The organism is Azospirillum sp. P4_B5 (genome assembly GCF_056402275.1).
The window spans coordinates 80967-87414 of sequence record NZ_JBFUHT010000044.1; the positions used below are offsets into that span (position 1 = coordinate 80967).

Genomic DNA, 6448 nt, shown 5'->3' on the forward strand with positions numbered 1-6448 from the left:
ATGGTTTCAGGACAATAGATTACATCAACAATCGGCGGGTGCCGCGTGCCCAGGAATTGGGCACACCGCCCTTACCCCAACGGCTTCAGCCGGCCCGCGAGATGCGGCGGAGGAAGTCGATGAGCTGCGCCTGCTCCTCGGCCGAGAGATCCTTCACCATGGCCTTGTCATGGGCCTGGATGCGCGGAATCAGCTCGTCCAGCAGCTTCTCCCCTTCCGGGGACAGGCGGAGCGCGTAGGAGCGGCGGTCGTTGGGCGAGGGCGCCCGGATGACCAGACCGCGCGACTCGAGCCGGTCGATGACCGCGACCATGGTCGAACGGTCGATGCCCACCGCCGAGCCCAGGTCGGACTGCGACAAGCCCTCGTTCTCCTTGATCATGATCAGGACGCCGAATTGCCCCGGCGTCATGTCGTGGGGCGCCACGGCGTTCTGGAAGCTCTGGAACACGGCCACCTGCGCCTTGCGCAGATTGTAGCCGACGAGCTCCGGCAGAGGGCCGAGGGCCATCTTTCCGGACTTGCTCGGACGCTGGCGGGTGCGCCGGTCCGAGGGGGTGGGGCGGTCGATGTCGGTCAACGTGAAAGCCGTCGTTTATTGACTAGTCTATTGGTCGTGTAAAATGCAGGCAGGTGCCGATTTTGTCAGCAAGAACCACACAATCCGCCTCGTATGCATAGCACCCATTCCTGTTACGCATTGGTTCCACCCGGAAGCGGCTCCACCTCTAGCCCTATGAAGCAATCGCGCTCCTGACCCCGGCCCCCCGGAAACAGGCATGCCGGCGCGGTTGCCCGCCGACGGTTCATTCCCCTGCCGCAGACGGGTTCCGAAAAAGGAGCTTCCGACGCCCGGTCCCCCCCAGGCCGGGCGTCTTCGCGCCAAAGCCCCGGCCCGACGGCTGGGGCTTTTTTCTGGTGGTCTTTCCGGTAGGGTGGGTGCCCGAACCGTACCCCATCCGAAAAGAAAGGCGCGCCATGGCCTACGCCATTCCCCTGTGGCCCCAGCCCACCGTTCCGGTCGCCGGCGGCGATCCGTTCCCGGTCCGCCGCATCTACTGCGTCGGCCGCAACTACGCCGCCCACGCGCGCGAGATGGGCGCCGATCCGGACCGCGAGCCGCCGTTCTTCTTCATGAAGCCCGCCGACGCCATCGTCGCCGACGGCACCGCCATCCCCTACCCGCCCCGGACCGCCAACCTGCACCATGAGATCGAGCTGGTCGTGGCCATCGGCACGGGCGGGCGCAACATCCCGGTCGAGCGCGCGCTGGACCATGTCTACGGCTATGGCGTGGGGCTGGACATGACCCGCCGCGACCTGCAGAACGCGGCGAAGAAGGAAGGCAAGCCCTGGGACATGGGCAAGGGCTTCGACCAGTCGGCCCCCTGCGGCCCGCTGCGCCGCGCCGCCGACATCGGGCACCCCGACACGGGATCGGTGACGCTGTCGGTCAACGGCGAACTGCGCCAGAAGGGCGACCTGGCCGACCTGATCTGGTCCGTGTCCGAAACGATTTCCTACCTGTCGGGTCTGGTCGAGCTGCAGCCGGGCGACCTGATCTACACCGGCACGCCGGAGGGCGTCGGCCCGGTGGTCGCCGGCGACCGGCTGGAGGGCGCGGTCGAGGGCGTCGGCTCCATCGCCGTCACCATCGTCTGACATCGGCAATACGGATCACTGGACGATGCGCATTGCCACCTGGAACATCAACTCCGTCCGCATGCGGATGGACCTGCTGCTGCGCCTCATCGACGAGGCGCAGCCGGACGTCATCTGCCTGCAGGAGACCAAGGTCGTCGACACCGACTTCCCCATGGCCCCGCTGGCCGAGAAGGGCTACGTCCACGCTCACATCCACGGGATGAAGAGCTACAACGGCGTCGCCATCCTGTCGAAGCTGCCCTTCGCGTCGCGCGACGTGCAGCACTGGTGCGGCAAGCAGGACTGCCGCCACGTCTTCGCCGAACTGCCCGGCGGGATCGAGCTGCACAGCGTCTACATCCCGGCGGGCGGGGACATTCCGGACCCGGAACAGAACGACAAGTTCGCTCACAAGCTCCAGTTCGTGGACGAAATGACCGAATGGTGGACGACCCGGCGCAGCCCGGACCGCCGCATGGTCATGGTCGGCGACCTGAACATCGCGCCGCTGGAGAACGACGTCTGGAGCCACAAGGAGCTTCTGAAGATCGTCTCGCACACCCCGGTGGAGGTGGCGAAGCTGACGGCGATGCAGGCGTCCATCGGCTGGGTCGACGCGCTGCGCCATTTCGTTCCGCCCACGGAAAAGCTCTACACCTGGTGGAGCTACCGCGCGAAGGACTGGGCGGCCTCCGACCGCGGCCGGCGGCTGGACCACATCTGGGTGACCCCGCCGCTGAAGGACGCGCTGACCGGCCACCGCGTCCTGCGCGAGGCCCGCGGCTGGGAGCCGAAGCCGTCCGACCATGTGCCGGTGATGGTCGATCTCGCCGTGTGATCCGCCGTGTGATCGGCTAACCCTCCGCGACCAGCGGCACGTTCATCGCCACGACCGACGGCGTCCCGTCCTCCGCAACCCGGAAGCGGTGGGCACAGCCGTCGGTCAGGCGGTGGGCCGGCTTGCCCACCATGTCCCAGCCGGTGGCCAGCGCGTAGAGCGCCCGCATCACCCCGTTGTGGGCCACCGCCCCGGTCGGCACGCCCCCGGCGCCCACCTCGGCCAGCCAGGGAATCAGCCGCGTCTGCACGTCGCGCGGGCTCTCCCCGCCCGGCGCCCGGAAGTCGAGGCCCATCCGCTCGCGGTCCGCGGTCAGGGCGCCGCTCGCCCGCAACTCCTCCAGCAGGCGGCCTTCCCACGCCCCCCAGCCCATCTCGACCAGACGCGGTTCCGGCGCCGGGTCGAGGCCGAGCAGCCGTGCGGTCTCCCAGGCCCGCCGCTTCGGGCTGGCGACCCAGCGGTAGCCCAGAACGTCCGGCGGCAGCCTCCAGGTGGCGACTCGGGCGCGGCCCTCGTCGGACAGCGGCTCGTCGATGCCGCCCTGGAGACGGTGCGCGGCGTTCCACGCGGTCGGCCCGTGGCGCAGGATGATGAGATCGGTCATGGGCTCCCTTTCCGCGCGGCGCGCCGGACGACTCCGTCCAGAACCGCCACCGCGTTGCTCAGATCGTGCTCCGCGGCGGCGATGCGACGCGCGGCCTCGCCGAAGCGGCGACGTTTTTCCGGGTCGTCGAGCAGCGCCCGGGCGGCGGCGGCGAAGGCCTCCGCATCGCCCACCGGCGGCAACAGGCCGGTCACCCCGTCGCGCACCACGTCCGGCACCCCTCCGGTGCGCCCCGCCACCACCGGCAGCCCGGCGGCCTGAGCCTCCAGCAGGGCCATGCCGTAGGCCTCGTTCACCGCCGGCCAGACCATCAGGTCGGCGGCGGCGTAGAGGGCGGCGAGGGCGTCCGAACTCTGCTGGCCGAGGAACACAACTCCCTCTCCCGCCCAGCTCTCGCGCAAACCAGAGGTTTGCGCTGACGCGGCAGGCGGACCGACGGTCCGCCGAGAGCGGGGGAGGGTTGGGGTGGGGGCAGGTGGGCCTCCCCTGAACATCGCCTTGATCCGGGGGCGAGCGGGGCCGTCGCCGGCGATGAGGAGGTGGTGGGGAGGCAAGGTACTTGCCCCCACCCCGGCCCYCCCCCGCTTCGCAGGGGAGGGAGAAGAGGCTTCGCAGCGAGAGAGGGCTTCGGCCAAAATCTCGTACGAACGCTCCTTGTCGCCGCCGCGCATCATGCCGACCGCCAGCAGCCAGGGAACGTCCGGGTTCAGGCCGTAACGCTCCGCCAGCGCCGCGCGGTGCCGGGCGCGCTCCATGGCCGCCGCCGCGAAGGGGCGCGTGTCGAGGAAGGGCCGCAGCCGCGCCAGCCGGTCCGGCGACTGGAGCAGCGGCAAGACCCCTTCGGCGTCGTGGCCGGCGAGGTTGACGACGACGACGGCTTGCCGGATCGCCGCCTCCGCGGCCCGGTGGCCGGCGGCGAAGGGACCGGTGGCCCGCTTGGCCGCGAAGGACGCTTCCGCCACCACATAGGGGATGCCGAAGCGGCGGCTGACCGCCGGTCCGATCCAGTCCGGCGCCTTGTGGTACAGGTGGTAGGTGAACCAGAGGTCCGGCGGATCGTCCCGCCAGCGCGCCGTCAGGCGGTCGGCGCAGCGCCCCCCCAGCGCGGCCAGACGCTCCGCCCGGCCCGGACGGCGCCCGTCGTCCCAGCTGCGCAGGGTGCTGGCCAGGGTCACCGCGTGCCCGGCCCCCTCCAAGGCGGCCATCAGCAGCCGGGCCATGCGCCGGTCGCCCGAAGGCACCGGGTGGGTCGGCGATTTCAGTGGGGCGTAGAAGGCGATGCGCATCGCGGCCCCGGTGTCGTGAAGAAAAGGACGCTCAGAACGGGGTCGGTTCCCGCGCGCAGATCACGCGGTTCCGTCCGGCGGCCTTGGCGCGGTACAGCGCCTCGTCCGCGCTGGACAGCATGGCGTCCACGTCGCGCGTCCCGGCGGCGCAGCAGGCCACGCCGATCGACACGGTGAAGCGCACCGTCTCGACTCCCGATGATACCTTCAGTTCTGCCGTGCGGCGGCGGATGCGCTCCGCCACCATGCGCGCCCCGGCGATGTCGGTTTCCGGCAGCAGGATGGCAAACTCCTCGCCGCCGGTGCGACCCAACAGGTCGTTCTCGCGCAGCAGGGCGCGGCAGGCGGCGGTGAAGGTCCGCAGCGCCTCGTCTCCCACGGCGTGGCCGTGGGTGTCGTTGATGCTCTTGAAATGGTCGAGGTCGAGCATCAGCAGCGTGACCGGCCGGCCGTGGCGGCGGGCGCGGGCCAGCTCCTGCTCCGCCGCCTCGACGAAGTGGCGGCGGTTGGACACGCCGGTCAGCGAGTCGGTGATGGAAAGCCGGCGCAGCCGCTCCTCCGACTCCTTCAGCGCCGTCACGTCGTTGATCAGCACGTAGATGACCGGCAGGCCGTCCCAGGGCAGAGGCGACATGCTGACTTGGACACAGGTGCGCTGACCGTCGGCGGACATCATCACTCCGTCCTGGGACCGCACCAGCTCCCGCTCGCGCAGGCAGCGCAGGAAGGCATCCCGCTGGTCGTCGATGCCCGATTCCTCGACGAAGTCCAGGAAATGGCGCCCGACCAGGGCGTCGCCGCTTTGGCCGAGGATGCGCGCCGCCTCCTGGTTGGCGAAGACGATGCCCATTTCCTGATGGATCAACAACCCGGCGGGCAGCAGGTCGAGCATGTCGCCCAGCTTGCTGCGCGTCAGCGACAGCTCGTGGCTGGTCGCCACGGCATCGCTGTCGTCGTCGAAGTCGATGAAGGAAAGGATTTCCGGTTCGGGAAAGGCGGCTAGACTCGACATGACGTCGCAAAGGTGGAGCAAAGCCGCACTCTATCCCGTTGTCAGCGGCCGTGCAACGCACAGCATCCCCCAAATGGCATAAAGGACGTCCATCCATTTGCGGTTGTGAAACGATCGTGCAGGCGGTCGATGCCCGAGTCGCTGCCGAAGTCCCGCCGCACCCGCGCGGCACCCGCCGCCCCCAGCGCCGCGCGGCGGGCCGGATCGCGGAGCAGCGACTCGAGCGCGCCGGCCAGGGCGGCGGGATCCTCGGGGTCCACCAGCGTGCCGGTAGCCCCATCCTCGATCAGCTCGGCCACCGCGGCGGCGCGGGTGGACAGGCAGGCCAACCCCTGGCTCTGCGCCTCCATCAGCACGTTGGGCAGGCCGTCGCGGTCGCCGTCGCGCGCGGTGCGGCAGGGCAGGACGAACAGGTCGGCGCGGCGGTACTGGGCGATCACCGCGTCCTGGGCCTTCGCCCCCTGCCAGTCGATCCGCCCCTCCAGACCCAGCGCCGCCGCCTGCGCCTTCAGCGCGGACAGCCGGTCGCCGCCGCCGATGTGGGTCCAGCGCCAGTGCAGCCCGGCGGGCAGGCGGGCCAGCGCGTCGAGCAGCAGGTCGAAGCCCTTCTTCTCCACCGCCCGACCGACCGACAGCAGCCGCACCGGGTCGGCGGAGTCGGACCCGTCGCGCGCCGGGCGCGCGTCCGGCGGGGCGGGGAAGCGGCTGAAGTCCAGACCGTGGTAGAGCAGGTCCACCCGCTCCGGCTCCGGCGCCAGGGCGCGCAGACGGGCGAGGCCGAGCGCGGTGCAGGTGACGCCCCAGCGCGCCTCGGCCAGCTTGTCCCGCAGGTCCCAGTCCGGCGAGGTCCAGATGTCCTTGGCGTGGGCGGAAAAGCTCCAGGGCAGGCCGGTCAGCAGGGCTGCGTAGCGCGCCACGCTGGCCGGGGTGTGCAGGAAATGGGTGTGCAGCCAAGTGACGTCCGCCGGCAGTTCCGCCGCCAGCACACAGGCTTGGCCGAAGCGGCGCACGCGGTTGCGGCTGGGGTCGCGCCGCAGGTCGGCCAGCCAGGCGGCCCGCGCCGC

At 70.6% G+C, this 6448-nt stretch carries 7 protein-coding genes; 2 read left to right on the top strand and 5 right to left on the bottom strand.

Annotated features, from left to right (window positions below; translation table 11 throughout):
• Positions 1-85: 85 nt before the first annotated feature.
• A complete protein-coding gene (locus AC1DVI_RS26150; protein ID WP_145676155.1) occupies positions 86-580 on the bottom strand; it encodes a MarR family winged helix-turn-helix transcriptional regulator in 495 nt (164 codons plus the stop codon).
• A gap of 398 nt (positions 581-978) precedes the next feature.
• On the opposite strand from AC1DVI_RS26150, the gene AC1DVI_RS26155 reads away from it, so the two are divergent.
• A complete protein-coding gene (locus AC1DVI_RS26155; protein WP_476960460.1) occupies positions 979-1662 on the top strand; it encodes a fumarylacetoacetate hydrolase family protein in 684 nt (227 codons plus the stop codon).
• Between the two features lie 25 nt (positions 1663-1687).
• Positions 1688-2482, top strand: coding sequence for an exodeoxyribonuclease III (gene xth, locus AC1DVI_RS26160; protein ID WP_014238976.1), 795 nt, complete (start codon positions 1688-1690; stop codon positions 2480-2482).
• 16 nt (positions 2483-2498) lie between these two features.
• Here xth and AC1DVI_RS26165 read toward each other — a convergent pair whose 3' ends face one another.
• From AC1DVI_RS26165 to AC1DVI_RS26180, 4 genes are all read right to left on the bottom strand, one after another.
• The gene (locus AC1DVI_RS26165) at positions 2499-3086 is read right to left on the bottom strand and encodes a histidine phosphatase family protein (RefSeq protein ID WP_476960461.1); all 588 of its coding nucleotides are present in this window, start codon (positions 3084-3086) and stop codon (positions 2499-2501) included.
• Positions 3083-4372 carry a glycosyltransferase family 4 protein gene (locus AC1DVI_RS26170; RefSeq protein WP_476960462.1) on the bottom strand — a complete coding sequence of 430 codons (1290 nt, stop codon included), beginning with the start codon at positions 4370-4372 and terminating at the stop codon, positions 3083-3085. The genes AC1DVI_RS26165 and AC1DVI_RS26170 overlap by 4 nt, the downstream gene beginning before the upstream one ends.
• A 31-nt stretch (positions 4373-4403) precedes the next feature.
• On the bottom strand, positions 4404-5384 hold the full coding sequence (locus AC1DVI_RS26175) for a GGDEF domain-containing protein (protein WP_476960463.1): 981 nt from the start codon (positions 5382-5384) through the stop codon (positions 4404-4406).
• Between the two features lie 41 nt (positions 5385-5425).
• The coding region (locus AC1DVI_RS26180; RefSeq protein ID WP_476960464.1) for a glycosyltransferase family 4 protein at positions 5426-6448 on the bottom strand (1023 nt) is incomplete at its 5' end.